At 39.8% G+C, this 24,853-nt stretch carries 17 protein-coding genes; 7 read left to right on the forward strand and 10 right to left on the reverse strand.

What is annotated here, in order from left to right:
- Positions 1–160: 160 nt before the first annotated feature.
- The 4 genes from QMA08_RS02090 to QMA08_RS02105 all read right to left on the reverse strand — a co-directional run bounded on the left by QMA08_RS02090 (position 161) and on the right by QMA08_RS02105 (position 4,155).
- Positions 161–637 (reverse strand): GreA/GreB family elongation factor, encoded by a 477-nt coding sequence (locus tag QMA08_RS02090; RefSeq protein ID WP_101164031.1) that lies wholly within the window; start codon positions 635–637, stop codon positions 161–163.
- A 181-nt stretch (positions 638–818) separates the two neighbouring features.
- Entirely contained in the window at positions 819–1,754 is a 936-nt protein-coding gene (gene secF, locus QMA08_RS02095) for a protein translocase subunit SecF (RefSeq protein WP_290173480.1), read from the reverse strand.
- Positions 1,747–3,585 (reverse strand): protein translocase subunit SecD, encoded by a 1,839-nt coding sequence (gene secD, locus QMA08_RS02100; RefSeq protein WP_290173482.1) that lies wholly within the window; start codon positions 3,583–3,585, stop codon positions 1,747–1,749. The genes secF and secD overlap by 8 nt, the downstream gene beginning before the upstream one ends.
- Positions 3,586–3,693: 108 nt before the next feature.
- A complete protein-coding gene (locus tag QMA08_RS02105; RefSeq protein ID WP_008134047.1) occupies positions 3,694–4,155 on the reverse strand; it encodes a hypothetical protein in 462 nt (153 codons plus the stop codon).
- Positions 4,156–4,256: 101 nt separating this feature from the next.
- Here QMA08_RS02105 and QMA08_RS02110 point away from each other — a divergent pair, with 101 nt between their 5' ends.
- The 4 genes from QMA08_RS02110 (at position 4,257) to QMA08_RS02125 (ending at position 10,689) form a co-directional block, all read left to right on the forward strand.
- Positions 4,257–6,035 carry an ABC transporter ATP-binding protein/permease gene (locus tag QMA08_RS02110; RefSeq protein WP_290173484.1) on the forward strand — a complete coding sequence of 593 codons (1,779 nt, stop codon included), beginning with the start codon at positions 4,257–4,259 and terminating at the stop codon, positions 6,033–6,035.
- A gap of 240 nt (positions 6,036–6,275) precedes the next feature.
- Positions 6,276–8,354 carry a M13 family metallopeptidase gene (locus QMA08_RS02115; protein ID WP_290173485.1) on the forward strand — a complete coding sequence of 693 codons (2,079 nt, stop codon included), beginning with the start codon at positions 6,276–6,278 and terminating at the stop codon, positions 8,352–8,354.
- A 258-nt stretch (positions 8,355–8,612) separates the two neighbouring features.
- Complete coding sequence (locus QMA08_RS02120; RefSeq protein WP_182681370.1) at positions 8,613–9,326, forward strand: YebC/PmpR family DNA-binding transcriptional regulator; 714 nt, start codon at positions 8,613–8,615, stop codon at positions 9,324–9,326.
- A gap of 76 nt (positions 9,327–9,402) precedes the next feature.
- Positions 9,403–10,689 (forward strand): leucine-rich repeat-containing protein kinase family protein, encoded by a 1,287-nt coding sequence (locus QMA08_RS02125; protein WP_290173487.1) that lies wholly within the window; start codon positions 9,403–9,405, stop codon positions 10,687–10,689.
- A gap of 79 nt (positions 10,690–10,768) precedes the next feature.
- On the opposite strand, the gene QMA08_RS02130 is transcribed toward QMA08_RS02125, so the two are convergent.
- The 6 genes from QMA08_RS02130 to glk all read right to left on the reverse strand — a co-directional run bounded on the left by QMA08_RS02130 (position 10,769) and on the right by glk (position 17,998).
- The gene (locus QMA08_RS02130) at positions 10,769–11,893 is read right to left on the reverse strand and encodes a sterol desaturase family protein (RefSeq protein ID WP_290173488.1); all 1,125 of its coding nucleotides are present in this window, start codon (positions 11,891–11,893) and stop codon (positions 10,769–10,771) included.
- A 205-nt stretch (positions 11,894–12,098) separates the two neighbouring features.
- On the reverse strand, positions 12,099–13,103 hold the full coding sequence (gene gap / locus QMA08_RS02135; RefSeq protein ID WP_002959757.1) for a type I glyceraldehyde-3-phosphate dehydrogenase: 1,005 nt from the start codon (positions 13,101–13,103) through the stop codon (positions 12,099–12,101).
- A gap of 9 nt (positions 13,104–13,112) precedes the next feature.
- Entirely contained in the window at positions 13,113–13,733 is a 621-nt protein-coding gene (gene eda / locus QMA08_RS02140) for a bifunctional 4-hydroxy-2-oxoglutarate aldolase/2-dehydro-3-deoxy-phosphogluconate aldolase (protein ID WP_002959756.1), read from the reverse strand.
- Between the two features lie 33 nt (positions 13,734–13,766).
- Complete coding sequence (gene edd / locus QMA08_RS02145) at positions 13,767–15,617, reverse strand: phosphogluconate dehydratase (RefSeq protein ID WP_002959754.1); 1,851 nt, start codon at positions 15,615–15,617, stop codon at positions 13,767–13,769.
- 336 nt (positions 15,618–15,953) lie between these two features.
- Entirely contained in the window at positions 15,954–16,967 is a 1,014-nt protein-coding gene (locus QMA08_RS02150) for a LacI family DNA-binding transcriptional regulator (protein WP_002959752.1), read from the reverse strand.
- A 41-nt stretch (positions 16,968–17,008) separates the two neighbouring features.
- The gene (glk, locus tag QMA08_RS02155; protein WP_149602791.1) at positions 17,009–17,998 is read right to left on the reverse strand and encodes a glucokinase; all 990 of its coding nucleotides are present in this window, start codon (positions 17,996–17,998) and stop codon (positions 17,009–17,011) included.
- 290 nt (positions 17,999–18,288) lie between these two features.
- On the opposite strand from glk, the gene QMA08_RS02160 reads away from it, so the two are divergent.
- From QMA08_RS02160 to QMA08_RS02170, 3 genes are all read left to right on the forward strand, one after another.
- Positions 18,289–19,305 (forward strand): LacI family DNA-binding transcriptional regulator, encoded by a 1,017-nt coding sequence (locus tag QMA08_RS02160; RefSeq protein ID WP_290173490.1) that lies wholly within the window; start codon positions 18,289–18,291, stop codon positions 19,303–19,305.
- A gap of 274 nt (positions 19,306–19,579) precedes the next feature.
- The gene (locus tag QMA08_RS02165) at positions 19,580–22,765 is read left to right on the forward strand and encodes a TonB-dependent receptor (protein ID WP_024596124.1); all 3,186 of its coding nucleotides are present in this window, start codon (positions 19,580–19,582) and stop codon (positions 22,763–22,765) included.
- Between the two features lie 72 nt (positions 22,766–22,837).
- Entirely contained in the window at positions 22,838–24,745 is a 1,908-nt protein-coding gene (locus QMA08_RS02170; protein WP_278381470.1) for a prolyl oligopeptidase family serine peptidase, read from the forward strand.
- The last annotated feature ends 108 nt before the right edge of the window (positions 24,746–24,853 follow it).

Raw genomic sequence — 24,853 nt, forward strand, 5'->3', positions numbered from 1 at the left:
GGCTCTGTTGTTTTTCACCAAAGCGACTTTTAAAAATGTTATGTGACAAAATTAGCTTTGTCGGATGGCGCTTCGCTTATCCGACAATTAATTTATAAAAAAGCGTTTATTACGTTGGTATGGCTCTGCCAGCAAACGTTTCTCTTAAAAAACCAAAGCTTTATAAAATCTCTACCACCACGTATTCGTGGGCTTTACCTGCAATTGTTAACGTAATTTCATCATCAATCTGTTTATTTAATAACTGCTTACCCATTGGTGCGCCGGGTGTTACTACAGCTATTGCGTGCTCTTTAACATTTACGGTTAAACCACCAGCTGCAGGGCCTAGATAAAACCATTTTTGCGCTGCGTTATCATCTTCTAAACATACCAGCGAGCCGATAGCTATTTTGTCGGTTGGTTTTTCGTTAAAGGCAGGCTCAAACAATTCTATGCTTTTATAGCAATCGTTTACGCGCTGGGCTTGGCCTTGTGCTAAATAAGCGGCTTCGAGCCCTAGGGTATCGTATTTGTTTTCGGCTATGTTTTCTTCATGTGTGGCGGTGTCGTGCGCGGTTTTTGCCGCTACTTTTGCTGTTGTAAGCTGCGCTTCTAGCGCAAAACGAAGATGTTCGATAACGTGGGTTTTATTCATGGGGATTAATACAATACAGGCTGTAAAAATAAGGCAGCTAGTTTAACATTTTTGCGGGGCTTAAAACCATTGTTTTAAACCCCGCAAATTTGGTGGGAATACTAGCGGGGCTTAAATTTGCATTAAACTAACAAAGAGCCGTTGGTTGTTACAGCTCTTTGCTTGTGCTTTATTAAAAACCTTATGGCATATCTAATAATGTTTGCGTGTGGGCATCTACTTTAACTTCGTAGTTTTTAGCGCTTAAACCCAATAGCTCCGGCAAGGTTGCCGCTATACAAATAGACGAGAACGTACCCACTACAATGCCGGTAAATAATGCTATAGCAAAGCCTTGCAGTGGTGCGCCTGCAAGTAACCAAACGCTGGCAACCGTTGCAAGTGTGGTACCCGACGTTATTAAGGTGCGCGTTAGTGTGCTTTTAATCGCATTATTAATAATAGTCGCTGGGCTAAGTACATTATTTGATTGAACACGTAAAAGCTCACGCACTCTATCCCCCACTATTATTGAGTCGTTAAGTGAGTAACCAATAATAGCCAGTAAGCTGGCCAGCACGGTCAGGTTAAACTCAATTTGTAATAGTGAAAATAACCCAAGAACGAGTATTAAATCGTGCACTAGCGCAACCACAGAGCCTACCGCTAAGCGCCATTCAAAACGCACTGCAAGGTAAATCATTACCGCAATCATTGCAGCAAACATGGCTAAACAGCCTTGATCAAATAACTCATCGCCTACTTGTGAGCCAATATAAGCTGACGATAATACCTGTGCGTTTATATCATCGTTTTGTGTAACAGCGCTTTGCCAATCAAGGCTATTAGCTGTTGTTGATGCACTTGGTGCTTCTCTTAATTGAAAATGGCTATTACCTTGCGCGGTTAGCTCAAACTCACCGTTGTGATTTTTAGCAATAAACGATTGAAGCTCTTTTAGCTTAACGCTTTGGCTGGTTGTAAACTCAGTTAAATAGCCGCCGGTAAAGTCTAAGCCGAAATTTAAACCTTTTTGCGTAAGCGTGAATACAGATAGCAGCACTAAAATGGCGCTTAAAAGCATGCCCATAAAGCGTAAACGTGTACCCTTTTCACCTTTCAAAAAATAATTAAGCATGTGCTTTTACTCCTGCTTTTTTACCCATTTTTAAATACAACGTTTGACTTAATATTTTTGATACGTACACACCTGTAAATACAGACGTTAAAAGCCCCAGTGCGAGTGTAATGGCAAAACCTTTAACGGGCCCATAGCCTATGCCGTATAAAATAAGTGCGGTGATCATGGTGGTTATATTGGCATCAAATATTGTATTTGCGGCTTGTTTATAACCCTCTTGAATAGCTTGATATGGTGCACGGCCTTGGCGACGTTCTTCTTTAATACGTTCAAAAATTATTACGTTAGTGTCTACCGCCATACCTATGGTTAATACTAGGCCTGCAATACCCGGAAGCGTTAATACAACCCCTGGTAATAATGACATTAAGCCCACAAGGGACGTTAAATTTAATATAAGTGCTACGTTTGCAATAAGGCCTAAACGGCGATACCAAAGCGCCATAAATGCAAGGGTAATACCCATGCCTAACATAAGCGCGGCTAAGCCATTACTAATGTTTTCTTGGCCGAGGCTTGGCCCTATTGTTTGTTCGTGCACAATTGTAACGGGCGCTGTAAGCGAGCCTGCACGTAGTAACAATGCCAGATCGGCTGCCGCTTGCTGGCTTTTCATATTGGTAATACTAAAACGCGAACTTAAATGCTGAGCAATATTGGCAACATTAATAACTTCGCTTTTTTTAACTACTTCGCCTTTAGCGTTTTGAGAATACTCAGAGTAAACCGTCGCCATTGGCTTACCAATATTGGCTTTTGAAAATGCCGACATTGCATCCCCACCTTGGCCGTCTAGGCTTAGTTGTACAAGTGGTTTACCCCAATCGTCGCGGCCTATGTTTGCATTATTAATATGGTCCCCTGTAAAAATTGGCACAGGATCGAGCTTTATCGTTCCGCCCGATTGCATATTAAATGTTTGTCCGCCTATTTCTTTTAATTGATAAAAACCAAGCGATGCTGTTGCACCAATAATACGCTTAGCTTCGGTTGGATCTTGCACACCCGGTAGCTCTATACGAATGCGGTGCTTACCTTGTTGCTGTGTTACCGCTTCAGTAATGCCTAACTCTTCAATACGTGAACGAAGGGTTGTAAGTGTTTGCCCCATTACTTCTTTATCAAAGCTGCTGCGGCCTTGCTCTGAATAACTAAATTTGGCAGTTTTAACGCTGCCGTTATTGCTTGTTACAACGGCTAAATTAGCAAATCGGCTTTTTAGCTCTTCAATAACAGGGGTTAACTTGTCGGTTGCATTAGGCAATGCGTTTATTTCAAACCCGTGCTGAGTTTGCTGCGCTTTTACGCCATGTGCTTTTTGTTTAATAATGATTGATTTAGCTTGTTGATACGCACTGACTAATTGCTCATCAACGGCTTTATCTAAATCTACGTCTAGTACAAATAGCACACCGCCATTTAAATCAAGGCCCAGCTTTATTGGTGATAAACCAAAATTTTGTAACCATGTAGGGCTGGTTGCATGCTCAACAATTTTAACTTGCGTGTTTGGGTACTGCGCTTTTATAGCCGCTTGTGCCTGAGCGCTTTTAGTTGGCTCGTTTAAAAGTACATTAATAGTTGATTGCTTATCTAAACCCTGCTCAACCTCTAACCCTTGGTTATTTAAAAAAGTAACTAGCGTTTTAGTGCTCGGTAAAGATTGCGTTTCGCTGTGCGGAGCAGTACTGATGTGCAACCACGATTTATTTGGGTATAAATTTGGTAATGCGCTGATAGCTAATAAAACCAGTACTATTAGCATGGCGATATAGCTTAATTTAAACTTAGCCGTAGACGGCTTTTTATCTTTTTTAAAACTTAACATGTTGAATCCTTATTGCCAGCAAAGCTAGCAACGTACTTTTTAAAAGCACAATTAATCTGCAGGCTAAAACTTTAAAAGTTAAAACCTAATAAAATTAAATAAGGAAAATTAAGCGTGGTAGGTAGTTACAGCTCTGTAGAGTAAGTTTACGTCTTTCCAGCCACTCAAGCGCGACTTTTTACTATTAGTTACAAGCGTATACCAAGGCTGTATAGGATTAATCGCTCTTGGTCGTAAGAATATATGCCTAACAAGATTTTGAGCAAAAAATTCAAAAACCACATCGTATTCTGGCTCACTTTGAACAGTGTGCAAAAACAATGAAGAATTATTGGCTGTTAACCTTGGTTGGTGCGCGTCAAAATCGGTTTGATGCGTTTTTTTATGCTGCGAAGTATCTACAGACTTACTAATAGGCTGTATTTTAGTTAAATCGCCAATATCAGTAAGCGAAACCTGCGTACTAACAGTAATATTTAAATTTTGTGAGGCGCCCATAGCATTGCTCTGCACACTAAAAAGTGCAGCAAGTAGCAAAAAGGCAGTTAAAAACACTCTAAATTTAAACATTCACGTTTTAAAACTAAAATAAGGGATGCGTAGTATATAAGGGCAAGCATTTAAAATACAATGCTTATTAATTAAGTATTTAGTTTTAACAGAGATCACTAATGCGCTCCAAACAAAGCAATGAAAAACGACCAGACGCCATGAATTTACGCCAAAGTGTAAAAACACTGTGGCCCTACCTTACAAAATTTAAAGGCCGTGTTTTTATTGCGCTTATGGCGCTTATAGGCGCAAAAGGTGCCACACTTTTAATGCCTTGGGCGCTTAAAGAAATTATAGACTCGGTAGATAAGTCAATTAACCCACTGTTAGTTATCCCCGCTTTATTGTTATTGATGTACGGTGCACTGCGTTTTGCTAGCGTATTTTTAGGTGAGATAAGAGATGCTGTATTTTCTCGCGTTACCGAACACGCAATGCGTGATATTGGTTTAAAGGTATTTAAGCATTTACACTCACTTGAGCTGGCTTTTCATTTAGATAGGCAAACCGGTGGCATTAGCCGCGATATAGAACGCGGTACTAGCGGCTTAAGCTTTTTAATGCGCTTTTTAATGTTTAATATTGTGCCTACTTTGTTTGAAATACTTACCGTTGCGATTATTTTTGGCACGTTGTTTTCTGTTTGGTTTGCGCTGATTACATTATTGGCAGTCGCTATTTATATTACCTTTACTGTGGTGGTTACTCAGTGGAGAAACCGCTTTATTAGAGAAGCAAACGCTGCCGACAATCAAAGTAATACCCGCGCTATAGACAGCCTACTTAATTATGAAACTGTAAAATATTTTAATAATGAGCAGTTTGAAGCAAAAACTTACGACACCTTTTTAGCAAACTGGGAAAAAGCCCGTTTAAAAAATAGAATGTCGCTGCTCGCCCTCAACTCAGGCCAAGCACTTATTATTGCTTGTGCTATTACCGCGTTAATGTGGTTGGGCTCAACCGAGGTAGTTGCAGGTACGCTTTCTATTGGTGAACTTGTGATGATTAACGCGTATATGATTCAATTGTTTTTACCGCTTAACTTTTTAGGTTTTGTGTACCGCGAAATAAGACGCGCGCTAACCGACCTTGAAAATATGCTAGGGCTACTTAACAAAAAGCCACAAATAACCGATGCACTTAATGCTAAAGAGCTCAATATTAGCCAAGGTGAAATAACATTTAACAATGTAAGTTTTAGTTACGATGCGCATCGCCCTATTCTTAATAATCTTAGCTTTAATGTTAAAGCAGGCAGCAAAGTAGCCATTGTTGGTGCCAGTGGTGCAGGTAAAAGTTCATTAGCGCGACTGCTCTATCGTTTTTATAATGTAAGCGCCGGTGAAATTAGTATTGATAATCAACCTATAAACTCAGTAACACTTAATAGTTTACGAAAAGCCATTGCAATAGTCCCGCAAGACACCGTGCTGTTTAACACCACGATTCGTGAAAATATCGCTTACGGCAGACCATCAGCAAGCGATGCTGAAATTGATGAAGCCATTGCTATGGCGCATTTAAAAGACTTTATAGGCACACTTGATAAAGGCGATAAAACACTGGTTGGCGAGCGCGGCTTAAAAGTATCCGGCGGCGAAAAACAGCGTATTGCCATTGCCCGCGCTATTTTGAAAAAATCCCCTATATTAATTTTTGATGAAGCAACATCTGCACTCGACTCTCATTCTGAGCAAGCAATACTTGCTGCAATGCGTGAAGTTGCCAGTAATCATACGAGTATTGTTATTGCACATCGTCTTTCTACTATTACCGATGCAGACACCATTATTGTGCTCAAAGCCGGACAAATTATTGAGCAAGGTAAGCACGATGAGTTACTTACACTCGCTGGAGAATACGCCCGTATGTGGGAGCTTCAGCATAAAAAATAAATAGTGTGTAACCCCTTTTAGCTCGGATACTTTCAAGTATTCGAGCTAAATAAAGCGTTTATAGCGCCTATTAGCCTTTCTCTTTTCCTCTATATTAGTTTTATCGAGCACTGTGGTGATTCACCTCAAAAGATTTGTTTGTCTGATTAATATCAATAACAATCGATAAGTTAAATATTCGTAACAATAAAAATGATTCACTGCTGCTTTAATTCAATCAGTGATACTCAGGAGTAAGTAATGAAAAAGAGTTTAATTGCCGCAGCATTAGCTGCCACATTTATAACCGGTTGTTCAGAGCCGCAAACAACAAAAACAGAAGAGCAACAACCTAAAGTAGCCACTGCAGCAGTGACAGAAAAAGCAGAGTTAGGCAGTTTTGGTGTTGATCTAACAGCTCGTAACGAAGCCATTAAACCAGGCGATGACTTTTTTATGTATGCCAGCGGCACGTGGTATGACAACTACGAAATGCCTGCAGATAAAACCCGCTATGGTGCATTTTCAGGATTAGCTGAGCGAAGCGAAGACGATGTTAAAGCTATTATTGAAGAAATAGCAGCACGCAAAGACTTAAACGCAGAAGAAAAACTCGTTGCTGATTTTTACAATGCGTATATGGATACCGAAACACTTAATAAACTCGGTGTGGCGCCAATCAAGCCATTATTAAGTGAAATTAGTGATATAGCGTCAACCGACGATTTAGCTGAAATGTTTGGTAAGTCTTGGTTAACCGGTAATAAAGCCCCATTTGGCGGCGGCATGTGGTTTAATCGCCTAGACCCTAATAAATATGAAATGTCACTAGGTGCGGGTGGTTTAGGTCTACCCGATCGCTCTTACTACCTTGAAGATGCTAAGCGCTTTGTTAAAACCCGTACAGCTTATGTTGCCCACATTGCTGACATGCTTGAGTTTGCAGGCACTGAAAATGCAACTGAACGTGCTCAAGCTATTTTAGACCTTGAAACCAAAATTGCACAAGGTCACTGGCCACGTGAAAAGCGTCGTAATCGCGATTTAACGCTAAACCAAATTGAACGCGCCGATTTAAGCACTACTTACCCTGGTTTTAACTGGGATTTATATTTTGCGCAAACAGGTTATAAAGTACCTCAGTTAAATGTCTCTCAACCTGAACCTATAAAAGCGATGATTGAGCTAATCAATCAAGAAGATATTGCAGTATGGAAAGACTACCTAACGTATCACGCAATTAGCGGTAACGCAGGTTTACTATCAGAGGAAGTATTTAATACTAACTTTGCTTTTTTTGGCAGAGAACTAAACGGACAGCAAGAGCCTCGCCCTCGTTGGAAACGTGCAATAAGTGAAATGTCAGGCACAAGTTCGCTTGGTTTTGCTATTGGTAAAATATACGTAGCACGTTACTTCCCTGAATCATCAAAACAACAAATGTCAGAGCTGGTTGAAAACCTTCGTACAGCCCTTGGTGAACGTATTGATAATCTAGAGTGGATGGGCGATGAAACTAAAGTAAATGCGCGCGCTAAACTGGCTGCATTTGTACCAAAAATTGGTTACCCCGATGTATGGCAGTCTTATGATGGTTTAAGCATTACTAAAAACGATTTAATCGGTAATGTGAAAAACATGCGTGAATTTTTTCATGCAGAAAGTGTTGAAAAAGAGCTACAAAAAACAGACCGTAACCGCTGGGGCATGACGCCACAACGCGTAAACGCTTACTACAATAGCTCGTTTAATGAAATTGTATTTCCGGCTGCGATTCTACAACCGCCATTTTTCGATCCAAATGCCGATCCGGCTGTAAACTATGGCGGTATTGGCGCTGTAATTGGTCACGAAATGGGTCATGGATTTGACGATCAAGGTTCAAAATCAGACGAAAACGGTGTGCAACGTAACTGGTGGACTGATGCTGACCGCGCTGCATTTGACAAAAAAGCCGATCAACTGGCTGCGCAGTACAGTAAATACGAGCCAATAGAAGGTAACTTTGTTAATGGTCGAAATAGCCTTGGCGAAAACATTGGTGATGTAGGTGGGCTATCAATGGCTTATCACGCGTACAAGCTCAGTTTAAATGGTAAAGAAGCGCCTGTTATTGACGGCGTTACTGGCGATCAGCGTTTCTTCCTTGCGTGGGCACAAGTATGGAAAGAAAAACGTACTGAGCAAAGCATGCTTAACCAACTGCGTGGTGGCACACATGCCCCAGGTCGCTTTAGAGCACAAGCGCCGCGTAACCATGATGCATGGTACAAAGCGTTTGATGTAAAACCAGGCGATGCGTTATACCTTCCTGAAGATGAGCGTGTACGTATTTGGTAAGTAACACTTACTTTTTATTACTTAGTAAGGCAACCTGTTATACAGGTTGCTTTTTTATTGAATTAAATTTACACATAATAGATATAATTCCAACGTCTAGAACCCTCGATGATCCCATTAATAAAATACAGTTTACATGGCTTTTAAACGTTACCGATTTAATCTGTTTTAATACTTACTAGCCCTTGAATGCATTTACCTTTAGAATACGCATTATAATTTTATTCTATTATTTACATATATTAAGGCGAAACGCAGATGGGAAGAGCTTACCAAAACAAAAAAGATTCAATGGCTAAGACTGCGGGTGCTAAAACTAAAGTTTATTCTAAGTACGGCAAAGAAATTTATATTTGTGCAAAAAACGGCGGTGTAGATCCAGATGGTAACTTATCATTACGACGTTTAATTGAACGCGCTAAAAAAGACCAAGTACCAGCACACGTTATTGACCGCGCAATAGAAAAAGCAAAAGGCGGCGGCGGTGAAGACTACGCAGCAACACGTTACGAAGGTTACGGCCCTGGTAACTGTATGATTATTGTTGACTGTTTAACAGACAACAACAAGCGTACCTTTGCTGATGTACGTGTTTGTTTTACCAAAGCAAATGCTAAAATTGGCGCTCAAAACTCTGTTTCACATTTATTTGATCACCTTGCTATTTTTGTATTTGACGGTGATGACGACGAAGCCGTACTTGAAGCTCTTATGATGGCTGATGTTGATGTAACTGACGTAGAAGTAGATGACGGTAAAGTTACTGTTTTTGCTCCTCACACAGAGTACAACAATACACGTACAGCGCTTGAAGAAATGGGCGTGACTGAATTTGACGAAGACCTAATTAGCTTTGTGCCACAAATTGAAACGCCGATTGAAGGCGAAGACGTTGAAGTTATGGAACGCTTTTTAGCAATGTTAGAAGATTGCGACGACGTGCAAAACGTTTACCATAACGCGCAATTCTAAAGAGCGATTTAGTAAGTTAGAACGACTTAAGCCAACAGCTATGTTGGCTTTTTCATTTTTAGAACATGGTATTAATATGAACTCCCTTAAAGAGCTTAAAAGTGGCAAACTTGTTGGTGCTACTCGCCTGCAATTGGTAGAAGAGCTAACGACATTTCCTGAAGAAATTTTTAGCTTAGCTGACACGCTTGAAGTTCTCGATTTATCAAATAATAACTTATCAACACTACCTGATGAATTTGCCTGTTTAACACACCTCAAGCGTGTGTTTTTATCGTTTAATCAGTTTAAGCATATTCCCAAAGTGCTCGCTAAATGCCCTGCTTTAATTATGGTCGCGTTTAAAGGTAACCAAATTTCTGAATTTGTTTTAAACAGCCTGCCAAAAAATATTGAGTGGCTAATACTCACCGATAATACGTTAAGCGAATTGCCTGAAGATTTTGGTAATTATACCCAGCTTAAAAAGCTTGCGCTTGCAGGCAATCAACTTAAGCAACTGCCAAGTAGCATGGCGCAGTGTAAAAACCTTGAGCTTGTTAGGCTCTCTGCTAATAACTTAACACACGTAGACGACTGGCTGTTTGAATTGCCTAAACTTGCTTGGCTTGCGTTTGCCGGTAACGATTTTAATAAAGCTCAGTGCCTTACAAAAAGCTGCTTAGAAAATAAGCCTCTTAACGATTACACACTTAGTCATGTTATTGGCCAAGGTGCATCGGGCGTTATTCATTTAGCACAAGCAGCTGATAGCGCTGTAGCGATCAAATTATTTAAAGGCGCAATTACCAGCGACGGCTACCCGCTTGATGAAGTAAATTGCTGCCTACAAGCAGGCGATCACGCTAATTTAATTAAAGTACTTGCCTACATTGAGCAAAGTGATCAGCTAGGTTTAGTAATGGAGCTAATAGATAAAAGCTTTGCTAATTTAGGCCTGCCTCCAAGCCTTGAAACCTGTACGCGTGATACCTTTAATGATGATTTCCATTACTCAATTCACGCTATTTTAAAAATTGCACAGCAAATGGTAAGTACCTTACATCACTTGCATATTTGTAAAGTAAGCCATGGCGACGTGTATGCGCATAACACCATGATAAACAAAGATGCTGATGTATTATTTGGTGATTTTGGTGCAGCCACAAACTTAGCCATGTTAAGTGATTATCAACAAAAGCAAATCGAGTTAATTGAAGTGCGTGCATTAGGGTGTTTAATTGAAGACTTATTAGGCACGGTAACTGGCGATGATAGACAAAGTGAGCTCTTTGTTAAAATGTCCGATATGGCAAAATGTGCCATGCAACCTACATTAAATCAAAGACCTACATTTACTGAGTTATTAGCAGAGCTAAAATAAATTTAATATTAATAATATAAGCGAGCAAAATGTAACACCTTACTCGCTTTTATTTTATGTTTATTCGGATTTTCCGAACTTATTTAGTGCGCTTAAACGGGTAAAACTGTTGTTTAAGCATACCTACGGGCATGTAATCCCCGACTACACCATACGCTTGTGGCCACTCTTTTTCGCCTTTAACAGCAGTACCAAACGCGTAATCTAAAAACGAAAAATGTGCAGCGTAATTTCGGTCAATCGCGGCTTTATCTGACGCATGGTGCCAATGGTGAAACTGCGGTGTAACCATAAAATATTTTAGCCAACCAAATTTCACACGTACATTTGCATGGTTAAACACAGCCTGCAAACCCACAATTATTACGTACAAACTAATTATTTGCTGTGAAAAACCAAGCACAAATATAGGCGTGAGCACTAAGCTGCGCGTTACGAGTATTTCAAGAATATGCTGGCGAGAGCCCGCTAACCAATCCATTTCTTTAGCACTGTGATGTACGCCATGAAAGCGCCATAATAAAGGGACTTCGTGATAAGCACGATGCACCCAATACTGCATTAAATCAGCCACGAGTATTATTAAAAACAACTGCACTATAAAGGGTGTTTGCTCTATATAACCTTGTACTGTAGATGATACAGCCCAGCCAAAGCCATAATGCACAAAGTGGTTAGTAACGAGTAATACAAAACCAATAATTAAATGATTTACAAAAAAGTGGTTTAAATCGCCTCGCCATTCGCTACGTAATATTTTTTGCTCTTTACGATGAGGTAATAACTTTTCAATCACAATAAATATAAGTGTTGAGCCGAGTAAATCTAAAATAAACCAATCAAGCCCTATATAAGGTGTATCAGAAGCAAATTCGTTTACTTCAACGTTTGGTCCGCCAAACATAATAGCGAGTAAAATAAAAAACCACGCTGTAGCCCCTAAACGCTTATTGGTATTACGTACAAAGTTAAGTAATCCTAGACTGCCCGAGACCAATAATGATACAAACATAAGCTGACGTAAAAAGTCGACGCTGTAGCTTTTTCTTAGCTCTGGTGTGGTTAAGTATTCAGGAAAGTGAAACGCTAATACGCCTAAGCAACTCAGTATTGCTAAAAAGCAGGCTATGTAGCCACTTATGTTGCCCTCACCTATCTGAAGATGATTTGTGCGAAATACTTTTCGCGATAAAACTCTTATCATTTTTATTATTCCTTGCGTCGTTGAGTTGATTAAATACAACGAAATTCCATTGATTTACACACCCACATATTAACAAAATTTAGGGTATAAAAAATACAAATAGTTCTCTCCTAATTTTGAATTGCAAATATACAGATAAACTAAACGCAAAAAAGCCACGCAATGCGTGGCTTGGTTGGATAAAGCTAAACTTTTACAAGGTCAATTATAAGTACTGACCCAATGCTTTAACTTGGTCTAACATGCGGTTTGAGAAACCCCACTCATTGTCGTACCAAGCCATTACTTTAACTAGTTTGCCATTGGCTTTAGTTTGCGTTGCATCAAAGATAGACGACGCTGGGTTATGGTTAAAGTCGATAGAAACAAGCGGAAGCTCGTTATATTCTAAAATACTCTTCATCGAACCCGTTGATGCTTCTTTCATGATTGCATTGATTTCTTCTGCAGTCGTATCACGCTTAGTGATAAACGTAAAATCAACTAAAGAAACATTGATTGTAGGTACACGTACCGACATACCATCTAATTTACCAGCAAGTTCTGGTAATACTAAACCAACAGCTGCCGCAGCACCTGTTTTAGTTGGGATCATAGATTGAGTTGCACTACGCGCACGGTATAAATCTGGGTGGTATACGTCAGATAAGTTTTGATCGTTGGTGTAAGCGTGAATAGTCGTCATGCTACCTTGCTCAATACCTACTGTGTCGTTAATTGCTTTTGCAATTGGCGCTAAACAGTTAGTAGTACAAGAAGCGTTAGAAATGATATTGCTATCAGCATTAATTACGTCGCTGTTTACACCATGCACTACTGTTGCATCTAAACCAGTACCTGGAGCAGATACGATTACTTTTTTAGCGCCTGCAGTAATGTGCTTAGCAGCGTCATCACGTTTAGTGAAAAAACCAGTACATTCTAAAACGATATCTACGTTTAGCTCTTTCCACGGTAAGTTTGCAGGGTCACGCTCTTGCGTTAACGTAATTACGTCATCCCCAATTAGCATAGTGTTGTTTTCAAGTGTTACTTTTTTAGAAAATTGACCATGAACTGAGTCATACTGCGTTAAATGTGCATTTACGTTAGCTGGTGCTAAATCGTTAATTGCTACAATTTTAATTTCGCTGTTTTGAGCTGACTCATAAAGTGCACGTAAAACATTTCTACCGATACGGCCGTAACCGTTAATTGCTACATTAATCATTTTAGACTCCTATTTAAGTTCACTTGCTTGGCGAGCAAGCGCTTCAATTGCTTGCCAGTCTTTATTTTCAATTAGTTGTTTATCTAGCATCCACGTACCACCAACACAAATAACGTTGTTAAGCGCTAAATAATTAGGAGCAGTTGCTAGGCTAATGCCACCCGTTGGGCAAAAAGTAATATGTGGTAATGGGCCACCGATTGATTTAAGCATAGCTGTTCCACCTGCAGCTTCTGCTGGGAAGAATTTTAAATACTTAAAACCATGCGACGCAAGTTGCATAACTTCACTTGCAGTTGCAGCGCCTGGTAAAAATGGTATATCTGATGTTTTAGCTAAAGCAATAAGCTCATCGCTCACACCTGGACTCACCATAAAATCTGCACCAGCGGCAACCGAAAGATCAAAACTTGCCTTATCTACTACCGTACCAGTACCTACATAGGCTTCAGGTACTTCTGCTTTCATTAGCTTTACAGCCTCTGCAGCAATGGGTGTACGTAGTGTTATTTCTAAGGCTTTTAAGCCACCGTTGTATAAAGCTCTTGCAAGTGGTGCTGCATCTTCTAATTTTTCGATTACAACCACTGGCACTACGGGTGCCGATGCTAAGATTTTTTCAATACTCATTACTTGTTCCTCATTACCCAGTATGGCTAATATTTATTCAAGTCCAAAAGCACTCGCGCCTAAATCGGCACTGCTTACGATATTTCTAAATCCAGTAAATAATTCACGACCTGTACCAAATGTTGCACTTGGCAGGCTAAGCTCTGCTTCACGCTTAGCAAGTTCTTCGTCGCTAACGTGTACTTTTAATATTCCGTTTGGCGCATCAAGCGTCACTAAATCGCCTTCTCGGATTTTAGCAATAATGCCGCCTTCTACTGCCTCTGGTGCTAAGTGAATAGCAGCAGGTACTTTACCTGATGCACCCGACATACGACCGTCAGTAACAATGGCTACTTTAAAGCCTTCATCTTGAAGCGTTGCCATTACTGGCGTTAACTTGTGTAGCTCTGGCATACCTTTCGCTTTAGGGCCTTGCTCTTTTAGTACGGCAATAAAGTCTTGGTTTAATTCGCCACGAGTGTATGCATCTTGCAGAGCACTTTGTGAACTAAATACTTTTGCAGGAGCAGTAACGGTTTGATGTTCTTCAGCAACAGCTGACACTTTGATAACAGCTTTACCTAAGTTGCCAGTTAGAAGTTGCAGACCACCTTGCTTACTAAATGGGTTACTCACTGGGCGAAGTACTTCTTCATCGTGCGAGTTTGCTGGGCAATCTACCCATTTAACTTTAGTTGGGCCAGTTGAGTCGCTCATGATCAAGCTATCGTCTTTATCCAAACGAGGCTCTGTCATGTATGGTGCTAAACCATCGCCAAGCATTGTTTTAACGTCTGTATGTAAGTAACCAGCGCTTGCTAGTTCTCGCATTAAGAAACCCATACCGCCTGCTGCTTGAAAGTGGTTTACATCAGCTGAGCCGTTAGGGTAAATACGTGTAAGAAGTGGTACAACTTCTGATAAGTCAGACATATCTTTCCACGTAACCTGAATGCCGGCAGCTTTTGCTATCGCAACAATATGGATTGCATGGTTAGTAGAACCACCTGTAGAAAGCAGGCCTACTAAACCGTTTATAATCGTTTTTTCGCTGATCACATCGGCTAAACACGGGCTTTCTTTATCATCTGTAAGCTGCTTAAGCATTGTCTCTACAGCATTACCTGTAAGGCCATCGCGAAGCTCAGTGTAAGGGTTAATAAACGAGCTACCTGGAAGGTGTAAGCCCATTATTTCCATCAACATTTGGTTTGAATTGGCAGTACCGTAGAACGTACATGTACCAGCGCTGTGATAAGACGCACTTTCAGCTTCGAGTAAGTCTTCGCGGCTCACTAAACCTTGTGCAAACTTTTGACGAATACGTGCTTTTTCTTTATTCGGAATACCAGATTGCATTGGACCTGCTGGTAAAAAGAACACAGGTAAATGACCAAACGACAATGCACCAATTAATAAACCAGGAACAATTTTGTCACAAACGCCTAAACAAAAAACACCATCAAACACATCGTGCGAAAGAGAAATTGCTGTAGACATAGCAATTACATCGCGAGAAAAAAGTGAAAGTTCCATGCCGTCACGCCCTTGCGTAACACCATCACACATTGCAGGCACGCCACCAGCAACTTGAGCTGTAGCATCGTATTTTGTTGCAATGTCTTTAATTAAATCTGGGTAGTCTTTGTATGGCACATGAGCCGATAACATATCGTTGTATGAGTTGATAATAGCAAGATTTGGCTGCTCATCAGCCTTTAAGCGCGCTTTGTCATCACTGCTACATGCAGCCATAACATGGGCTATATTTCCGCAACCTAAACCGGCACGAACTCTTGTTTGTTTTTTTGCGTGCGAAATGCGATCTAAATAATCTTGACGGGTATTTTTACTGCGTTCGATAACGCGCTGGGTAACTTCTTGAATACGAGGATGTAACATAATTTAACTCATCTCTATTAGTTAGAGGATAAAGGCTCAGTAGCAACTACAGACTCCACGTAAATAACTGTACTGAGCATCTTTGATTTACCCGTTCAAAGGTACGCTACCAGGGAGCCTCTCACAACAACCCTGACACCGGTGTCACTGTATTAACGCATAGCAATGACACCGGTGTCAACCCCGGGTAACAAAAATAGTTTAATATTTTAACATGACCGAATAATGACCTAATTGATTTTTAGGCACAAAGCATGTTTTAGCAAGTTCAGAGTAAAAAAAAGCCCGAATAAGCGTCACTCATATTCGGGCTACTGTGAAAGTGTTTTAAACCCACTATTTTATTGCTGAGGTAGACTCACGTGTAATCAAGCGCGACTCAAGCGTTACCTGATACGGCTGTTCTTGTGGTTGAGCTATGTGTGAAATAAGTTGTGTTACGGCTTGTTTAGTCATTTCTTCAACGGGCTGTGCAATCGTTGTTAACCCAGGCCAAATATGACGTGCAATGGGTGCATTATCAAACCCAGCTATTGAAATGTCATCAGGCACTTTTAATTGGCGCTGAGTTGCTAATTTAAGTACGGCAGCCGCCATGTAATCGTTTGATGCAAATACAGCGGTTGGCCTAGGGGATAAATCTAAAATACTGCGTGCACTATCTACACCTGAGTGATAACTAAAGTTACCCTCCTCTACTAAGCGCTCATCAAATTCTATACCATGGCTTGCAAGTGAACGCCTGTAACCTTTAAAACGTTGTTGCGTGGCACTGTGATCTGGGTGCCCTTTAATAAAGGCTATAGATTTATGACCGAGGTTAATTAAATGCTCAGTAATCTCAAATGCGCCTTGCTCGTCGTTACTACGCACTGAAATTGAATCATCTTGTAGTAAAGCTGAAGCAACCCTTGCATAAGGAATTTTTTTAGATTTTAAAAAAGAAGCAAGCTCAGCAAAATCACCAAAAGGAGGTGTTAGCACAATGCCATCTAATCGAGAAGTTTGTAGTAATTGCTCAATATTATTTATAAGTGCTTCACCACGAAACTCACAAGGGTGTATCAATAAATTATAGTTATTTTCTTTACACGCTTCTAAGGCGCCCGTTTGCACTCGGGTAATATAACTTTTACTTGGATTATCGTATAAACAGCCAATAATAAAGCTACGATTTTGAGCAAGACCTCGTGCAATTGGATTTGGGGTGTAATCAAGCTCTTTAAATACCGCAAGCACCTTTTCTCGGGTGGCGGCACTTACATTAGGCTCATTATTTAACACGCGTGAGACGGTTTTTTTAGAAACCCCTGCATGGCTTGCTACACTATTTATGGTTACTTTTTTCATCTATCCATTATCCAAATACAACCTGTAAGACCAAAGCCCTATTAGCTATTGTGTAAACACGCAGCAGCGCCAATTAGCGGTATGTTGTCTTGTGTTACGAGTGTTACAGGGATTTGTCCTGCGTACTGCGACATAATACCCTTTTGCGAAAATCGTTCAACAAAACGACTCTCAAGAAGTCTCGCTTGCATACGAGGTAGTATTCCACCGCCAATAAATAATCCGCCTAAGGCGCCATAAACAACCGCTAAATCACCGGCAACACTGCCAATCCAATCACAAAACTGGTTTAAGGTTGCATCACACACATCACATTCACCACTATTTGCAAGGCTGCTAATTTGTGCGGCATCTAAATTTTTAGCTGTTACACCCTTAACCGCAGACATTGCTTTGTATAAATGCGTTATGCCAGGACCTGAGAAAACTGTTTCGATAGAAACATGGGGATGATCTTTTCTTAATTCATTCAATAATAAAGTATCGAGTTCATTAACAGGTGCAAGTGATATATGCCCCCCTTCTGAACTTAGCACTGCGGTAGATTGGGACGTTCTAACTAAGCACGCGGCACCAAAACCAGTACCTGGACCTATAACACCAATGTTTGCGTTATCATCAGCTTGACCTGATTTAACAATGACATTTTGTTTAGGATCTAAGTAAGGTGCAGCGTAAGCAAAGGCAGCAAAATCATTAATGACTTCAAGTTGTTGTAAATCAAAATGAGTTTTAAATTCACTGACGCTAAAATGCCAACCTAAATTGGTTAAATGCACTTGCCCAGCTTTTATTGGCCCTGCAACGGCTAAACATGCGCGTTTGGGTGCAATATGTGGGACTGTTTGTAAATATTGCTCGAGCGCACTTTCAAGAGAACCAAAATTGGCACTAGGAAAAATATTAATGTGCTCTATTATAAATTGGTTAGTCTGTTCATTAAAAGCAGTTATTAAAGCAAAGCGGGCATTAGTGCCGCCGACATCAGCAACTAAGATGGGATCAAATTGGGCAGAAGCGTTTGGGCTCATAGTATTATCTCTTTTGTTAAGCGACTCATGCTTATTATTTTACAATGGTGTACCATTGTTATTTATACTTTGAGCTATCACCTCAAAGTAGCTATCACAGTAAAAAATGCTGCCTATAAAGATATAGACAGCGAATACGTTTTGACAACAAAATGATAAAACACTGACATTATGACACCGGTGTCAGGAATTTATCAATAAAAATATACGTTAATTCACAAAAAGCTTGAAATTATTCATCAATAAACGAAAATGACACAATTATTTATCAATTTAATTAAGTTGTAACAATGAAAGGTAAAGCTACCTCATTTGATATTGCCCACTATGCAGGGGTATCTCAATCGACTGTATCTCGCGCTTTACGTAACAGCCACCTTGTTAATGAAGAAACACGCAAGCGTGTTTTCGATATAGCTAAAAAGCTTAATTATAAAGTTGATAAAAATGCGAGTAACCTTCGCACTCAACAAAGTAGTACGCTTGCATTATTGTTGTTTGAAGATCCCACTTCTGACGAGTCCCAAATAAATCCTTTCTTTTTAGCCATGCTTGGCAGTATTACCCGTGCTTGCGCTAAAGAAGGTTACGATTTATTAGTTTCATTTCAATCGGCCAGTGCTGATTGGCAAGCAGACTACGAAGACAGCCACAGAGCTGATGGCATTATTTTACTCGGGTATGGCGATTACATTGATTACCAACCAAAATTTAACACCTTACTTGAACAAAATACTAAGTTTGTGTGCTGGGGTGCAACTGTAGATAACCGTCCCGATTTAACTGTTTGTTGTGATAACTACGGTGGCGGTAAGCTCGCCGCTGAACACTTTATTGCGCATAGCAGAACTGATTGCGCTTTTATTGGTGATGCTTCTGATCACAGCCCCGAATTTTTTAGACGTTTTCAGGGTTTTAAAGATGAGCTATTGGCTAACAACGTTAAAATAAATGAGCGTAAAATGGCTAATGCTATATCTACTGAAGAATCTGGCTATCACGCCACACGCTCACTAATTGCTAATAATATTAAATTTAACGCCTTATTTGCTGCAAGTGACTTAATTGCTATTGGGGCTATACGCGCACTTAAAGAAGCAAATATTAACGTGCCGAAAGATGTTGCGGTAGTCGGCTTTGATAACATAGCCATTGCAAGTTACGTAAACCCCCCCCTAACTACAATAGAGCAAAACACCACTATTGCTGGGCAAATGTTAGTAGAGAACCTATTAAAACTGATACGTGGTGAAGAAGTTCAAAGCACCCTATTGCCTCCTATTCTCATTCCTAGAAAGTCAAGCTGAGCCTTCTTTTTCCATGTATATGCCGATTACATCCATTCACATTCGTTTACAAACAAAAAACCCATTTAAAAACAGTTAATTAAAAAATAGTTAGCGAAAAAAATCACTTTTAAGGCCCAAAACAGGCTGTTTCATCACCTTTTGCATGGTTACTCACCATTAACCGCATTTACTATTTAGTTTCAATAATGTAAATTTATTGTGATGCTATATTTCACTTTGTTTAATTTATGATTTATAGCCTAAATAACAATAATATCTCAGGGATTTACATATGTTTAAAACTAAAGCACTATCAAATGCAATAAGATATTCTTTATTGCTAGGATCTGTAGCCTTAGCGCCTAACGCGCTAGCCCAGGAAAATGACTTAAACTCAGACGTTGAACTAGAAGAAGAAGCGCCAGAGCGAATTGTTGTTACAGGTTCGCGTATAAGAAAAGCTGAATTTTCAAATGCATCGCCAATTCAAATTATCAACGGTGACTTATCTCGTGAAATGGGTTTATTTGATGCAGGTTCAATGCTCCAGTCAACTAGCCAAGCGGCTGGTGCTCAAATAGATAATACATTTGGCGGTTTTGTACTAGATAACGGTCCAGGCGCTGCAACAATCGGATTTCGTGGTTTAGGTGCTGAGCGTACTCTTGTACTTATCAACGGTCGAAGAATGGCTCCCGCAGGTGTAGGTGGTGCGCCAACTTCACCTGATTTGAACTTAATACCAGGTGTAATGATTGAGCGTGTAGAGAATTTATTTGATGGCGCATCAACCGTTTATGGTTCTGATGCGGTAGCGGGTGTAGCTAACGTAATATTAAAAAAAGATGTTGAAGGCTTTATTTTTGATGCATCTTACCGTCAACCTAAAGGTGAAGGCGGTGAAGAAACTGTACTTTCGGGTATGTGGGGCAAAACCATGGATAATGGTTTTATCACCGTTGGTGTTGAATATTCAGAACAGAAATCTCAATCTTTAGCTGGCAACCCTTTTGTTAAAGGGTGTGAAGAGCGTATTTGGGAAGCTGAAGATGGCAGTATCGTAACCCGAAACAGTGGCTATGGTCCTGTAGCAAGCGGTGAAGATTCATGTGACATTTTCCCTCTAACAAACCGTATTAGCGTACCATCTTTCTTTGGTAGTGTTTATTATACACCTGACTTTACAAACACTGGTATTCCAAACTTCAGTGAATCAACTGTACCATCAAGTCTTGAAGGGTTTTTACCTTCATGGGTAGCGGGCGATTTTGATGGCGATGGTATCAATGATGGTGTATTTGTAGATGGTAACGGCGATGGTTTCCGTGACGTTGATTTCCAAGACCCTCTATACGCTTTCCAACAATCTGATTATTACAAAAGTGGTGATTACAGAAGTAAAAATGAACGTATTTCACTAATGCTTAATGGTGAATATAACTTCCAAGATGATAACGATACAACTTTCTACTACGAAGGTTTATACGCTAGTCGTAAATCACCAATTTTTAGCCCAGGTGCACAGATATTTCAACAAGTAGCGGCATCAAACCCATATAACCCTTGTGGAACAAACGGTATTGACTGTTTTGGCGTGTTAGGTGTGGGCCCTGGTGGACCAGAAGCCGTTCAGCCAATCATCAATATTCGTGGTGACCGTGATCAAACTGAGGTTGAAGTTTCACAATATCGTTTAGTTACTGGTGTTACTGGTAATCTTGGTATGTTTGAAAACATCGGTTTAGACAATTGGTACTACGACGCGTCTGTATCGTACAGCGCATCAAAAGGTACTGACCACCGTGTTGGTATTGATGAAGAGCGCTTAATTAACTCATTAGAAACCGCTGTTCTTAATGATGATGGTACTGTTACCTGTGGTACCGGTTCTGATGGATGTGTTCCTGTTAATTTATTTGCAGATAGTATTTATCAAGAAGGTGGCGGTACGCTTTCACCTGAAGAAGCTGCTTACTTATTTATCGACCGCGATATCGAAACTAAAGTAAACCAGTTTGTTTTCAATGCATTCATGGGTGGTGATTTCTTCGCATTACCATGGAACAACGAAACTGTTGCAGGTATCGTTGGGGTTGAATATCGTCGTGATGAAATTGAATCAAATCCAAATGCTGCTGCATCTCAAGGCTTACTATGGGGCTATTTTGCTGACCAAGGCGCTGATGGCTCACGTAACTTAAAGGAAATATTCACAGAAGTTGAATTCCCTTTACTTAAAGGCGTTAAAGGCGCTGAAGAACTTACATTTACAGCTTCTGGCCGTGTTTCTGAAGAATCTTTCTACGATGCAGAATCAACTTATAGTCTTAAAACAATTTACCGTCCTGTTGAGTGGTTTACTCTACGTGCAACAAAAGGTACTTCGTACAGAGCACCTAACCTACGCGAGCGTTTCTTAAACGGTACGTCTGGTTTTAATACAGTTGCCGATCCATGTGTTGTTCCGGAAGATGCTCGTAATATCGACCCATTGAACCCAGGTTCAGCAGCTACATATAATGCAGCTGAAGAAACACGTGATACAGCTGTACTAAACGCTTGTCAAGCATCAGGTATTGATCCAACTACTCTTGGTTTAGGTCAAAATGGAACTGACTCATACACTGCCGCTTACAGCGCTGAGATTGAAACTGGCGGTACAACTGAGCTTAGTGCTGAAACATCAGTGGCTAAAACATATGGTTTTATCTTTGAACAACCATTTACTGATGCATTTGATTTAACAATGTCATTAACTCGTTTTGATATTGAAGTAACGAATAGTATTGCAGAGCCAAGCGCTGGTTACAGTATTGGTCAGTGTTATTCTGCTGATGGTAATGATGCTTTCTGTAGCCGTATAGGACGTGACGAAAATGGTCAAATTGATTTAGTTGATGCTAGCTTTATCAATATTGGTTTAATCTCATCTAAAGGTTTTGATTACAATATCTACTTTGAAACAGATACAGTAATCGCAGAAGAAAACCTAGGTATTACACTAGATCTTCAAGCTACTCGCATGACAGAGCAAGTTTTTGACGTGCTTGGTACTATTGATGACAATATGGGCGAACCAGATTCTCCAGAATGGCGTGGTACCGCTCGCTTACAACTTAAATACTCTGATTTTAGATTTAACTGGGAAACGCGTTTCATCGGTAAAGGTCGTGAAGATGAGGATGATTTAGGTGAATTTGAAGAAGGCACTGCAGGTTGTCGTGGTTTAACTGACGCTAACGGTGAAGCACTTAAATGTCGCCCAGTTGGTTTCACCGATGACTACTTTGTACATAACATCGGTATGACTTGGTCTAACGATGCTTATAAAGTGAACTTTGGTGTTCGTAACGTGTTTAATGAAGCTCCTCCTAAAGTAGATCCAAGTGGTTCTTTTTCAAACACTAATATCCCTCTAGGTGTTGGTTATGACACTTCAGGTCGTAGCCCATACATCAGTTTTACAGCTTCTTTTTAATTAGAATTGGCTGAGTAAATATTCAATCCAGATGGCCTAAAATTTTAGGCCATTTTTTTTGAGGGAATAAAAATGAAATTTAAAAAAAGAATATTAGTAGGATTAACCCTACTAGGCCTATCTTCTTTTGCTAATAGCGAAACTGAAGATGCGGCACAAGTAAGCAGTATTGATGCTTTCTCAATGTCATCTGCTATACGCAGTGTTGTAGCATCACCTGATGGTAAGAAGCTTGCTATTTTAAGAGCGACTACTAAAAATGGTGACTATATAATTGAGATAAGAGATCCAAATAACCTAGATGCAGAGCCTGTAAGATTAGGCGCTGATAAAATGCTGATATCTTCAATCGTATGGTTAAACGATGAAAAACTTGGCGTTATGTTTAGGCAAATATTAGAAGATGGAAGTCGCAAATACTGGGTTAATAAGTTTGCAATAACCGATGCAGATGGTAAAGGCGACTGGCTATTACCATTTAAGAAAAAACGAAATGTTCAATTTAATATAATAAATATACTTCCTGACAAAAAAGATGAAGTATTAGTAGAGGTTGATATTAATAATAACTACATTCCAGATGTAGTGCGCTTTAATATTAATACTGGACGAAGCGTTACTGTAATGCGCGGAAATGAAAAAGTATCAGGCTCATTCGTTTCTGATTACGACGGTGAAATAAGAATAGCCCAAGGTTGGAATAAGTCTGATAACGCAATCGATTATTATGCCCGAGATAAAGGTAATGATGATTGGAAAGTAATTAAGCAAGTTAGTCCTAAAAAGCGTGAAAACTTTGAGATTTTAGGGTTTGCGAAAGGTAACCCTAACGAAGTTTATGTTAATGCCAACTTAGGCGAAAATACGACTGGCATTTATATTTATAATATTAAAACAGGTCAGTATTCTGAACGTCAATTTGGTCTTAAGTCTGTAGATACCGATGGTGTAATACTTGATACCGACGGCACCTTACAAGGCTTTCGCTATACAACTAAGCAACCTAAGTTTTATTTCACAGATCCTAACCTGCAAGCACTTAACGAATCTGTTGCGTCTTTATTTAAAGGTAAATTTGTACAAATCATCAGTAGCTCTGATAACGATAATGTATTAGTAGTGAGAGTATCTGCTGACGATAACCCTGGCAGCTATTACATTGTTACTAATAAACAGAAGTTAACTAAGATTGGTGATCGCCTTCCGTTTATTGATAAAAGCAAATTGGGATCCGTTAAATATATCTCTTATAAAGCAAGAGATGGACGTAAAATAAAAGCATACGTAACTATTCCTGCAACTAAAGGTCCTTACCCCGCAATAGTACTCCCTCATGGTGGTCCTTGGGTTCGTGACTCTGTTGTATTTGATGACTGGGCACAGTTACTCGCCTATCATGGTTACGTAGTTATTCAACCAAACTACCGAGGTTCTACAGGTTACGGTTTGGAGCATTGGGTAGCCGGTGATAATAACTGGGGCTTGAAAAAACAAGATGATTTAGACGACGCCGCACAATATTTAATAGATAAAGGTTTAGCAACAAAAGATAAGCTTGCTTTATTTGGTTGGAGTTATGGTGGTTATGCTGCATTTGCTGCATCTATGCGTGAAAACAACATATATAAATGTGTTGTTGCCGGTGCGGGTGTAAGTGATTTGAGTCGTATCAATGCAACTCTTAACGAAAATCGCTTTTTAAGTATCTTACAACGCCCTACTATTTCTGGTGTCTCTCCTGTAGAGCAAGTAAATAAAGTAAATATTCCTATACTGGTTGTACATGGCGATATCGACAGTCGTGTTCCAGTAAAACACAGTAGAGACTTTGTATCTGAGCTTGAAAAGTACAAAAAAGACTTTAAATATATTGAGCTAGAAGATGCTGATCACTTTTCTGATACGCTTTTCTACGATCATAAAAAAGAGTTTTATACAGAGTTGTTATCTTGGTTTGATAATAAATGTGGCCTCAAATAATGTAATAAAAGGGTGGCATTCATTTCATATGAAGAGCACCCTTTATACCAAATCGCCTAATTAGGTGATCTATTTTGAGGTAAGAAAATCGTACTGATAACAAGATAA

Source organism: Pseudoalteromonas sp. APC 3355, assembly GCF_030407615.1.
In the GTDB taxonomy this organism is placed as follows: domain Bacteria; phylum Pseudomonadota; class Gammaproteobacteria; order Enterobacterales; family Alteromonadaceae; genus Pseudoalteromonas; species Pseudoalteromonas distincta.